The 1,568-nt window shown below is 70.6% G+C and carries 2 protein-coding genes; one reads left to right on the top strand and one right to left on the bottom strand.

The features are described from left to right. A partial coding sequence (locus ABZ806_RS45040) for a LysR family transcriptional regulator (RefSeq protein WP_500226133.1) occupies positions 1-866 on the bottom strand: 866 nt, incomplete at its 3' end. Positions 867-1,020: 154 nt separating this feature from the next. On the opposite strand from ABZ806_RS45040, the gene ABZ806_RS45045 reads away from it, so the two are divergent. Continuing rightward, a partial coding sequence (locus tag ABZ806_RS45045) for an NADPH-dependent F420 reductase (RefSeq protein WP_500226135.1) occupies positions 1,021-1,568 on the top strand: 548 nt, incomplete at its 3' end.

Here is a 1,568-nt window from a genome sequence, read left to right on the forward strand (position 1 = left end):
TAGTTCCCGCATTCTGCGGTGGTCTCGGCCGTCGCCAGGGCCGCGGTGAAGAAGTCGTCGGCGAGCGGTGAGGTGCGTGATGCCGCCATCGCGAGGCATATCTGGTCGGGCGCGAGTTCCGGGATGGGTACGTAGCTGATGTCCGGGCGTGAGTAGAACAGTGTTTCGGAGCGTCCGACGAATGAGATGCCGCGGCCGGCCGCGACGTGTTCGAGTTTCTCCTCCACGCCGCGGACCCGGAGTCCGGAGTCGGGGTGCGGGCGCCTGGTGGGGTGCGTGCTCGGGCCGGCGTGCCAGACCAGCGGCTCACCGGCCAGGTCGGCCTCGGTGACCTCCTGCTTGCCGGCCAGCCGGTGGCCCGCGGGCAGCACCACCATGAGGGGTTCGGTGTACAGCGGGACCACGCGCAGGCCGGTCTCGTCGATGGGCAGCCGCACATAGCCGACGTCGATGCGGCCGTCGAGCAGCATCGGGGCCTGGTCGTCCCATTCGATCCGCTGCACGTCCACGACCACGTCCGGATGCCGGGCCTCGAACGCGCGGGCCGCCGGGATGACCGGGATGCCGGTCCGGAACCCGACCGCCAGCCGCCGGCCGCCGCGGGCGGCCGCGGTCACCCGGCGGCGGACCGCGTCCGCGGAGGCCAGCAGCGGACCGGCGTCGGCCAGCAGCTGCCGGCCGGCGTCGGTCAGCGCCACGCCGTGGCTGTCCCTGGTCAGCAGCGGGGTGCCGAGGTCCTTTTCCAGCGCGCGGATCTGCCTGCTGAGCACCGGCTGCGCGATGTGCAGCTCCTCGGCGGCGCGGCCGAAGTGCAGCCTGCCGGCGACGGCGACGAAATAGCGCACCTTGCGCAGGTCCAGGTCCATGAACCCTCCCGGTCCGGTGATGCCTCCAGGGTATCGCAGCGGCTGAAAGAGGTATCGGATACCGGCCCGCCCACGGGAATGGCACAAGGCCCACAACCGGTTGGCAGCAGGCACAACGTCCTATTCATTTCAGTTCCAGAAGAAAGGCAGACCAATGAGCAACGTCAGCATTATCGGCCTGGGCGGCATGGCCCACGCCATCGCCGCACGCGCGGTCGCCGGCGGCAACGCCGTCGAGGTCATCGGCCGCGACGCGGCCAAGGCAAAAGACCTGGCCGCGACACTCGGCGGCGGGGCCACGGCCGGGACATTCGGCGCCGTCCCGGTCGGCGACATCGTCGTCCTGGCCGTGCCCTACGCCGGCGCCGTGCCGGTCGTCGCCCAGTACGGCGACGCACTGGCCGGCAAGTTCATCATCGACATCTCCAACACCTTCAACGCCGACGCCACCGGGGTCGTCACCCCTGAAGGCACCTCCGGTGCCCAGGAGATCGCCAACGCAGCCCCCGAGAGCGCGCACGTGGTGAAGGCGTTCAACACCGTCTTCGGCCACGTCCTGGCCCAGGGACGCCCGCTGGACGTGCTCTTCGCCGGAGACGACGCACAGGCCAAGACCGAGGTGTCGGCGTTCATCCAGAGCCTCGGACTACGCCCCCTCGATGTCGGCGGCCTGGACATGGCCCGCTGGCTGGAAGGGGTCGG

The sequence above is a fragment of the Spirillospora sp. NPDC047418 genome (assembly GCF_040643275.1).
GTDB lineage: Bacteria > Actinomycetota > Actinomycetes > Streptosporangiales > Streptosporangiaceae > Spirillospora.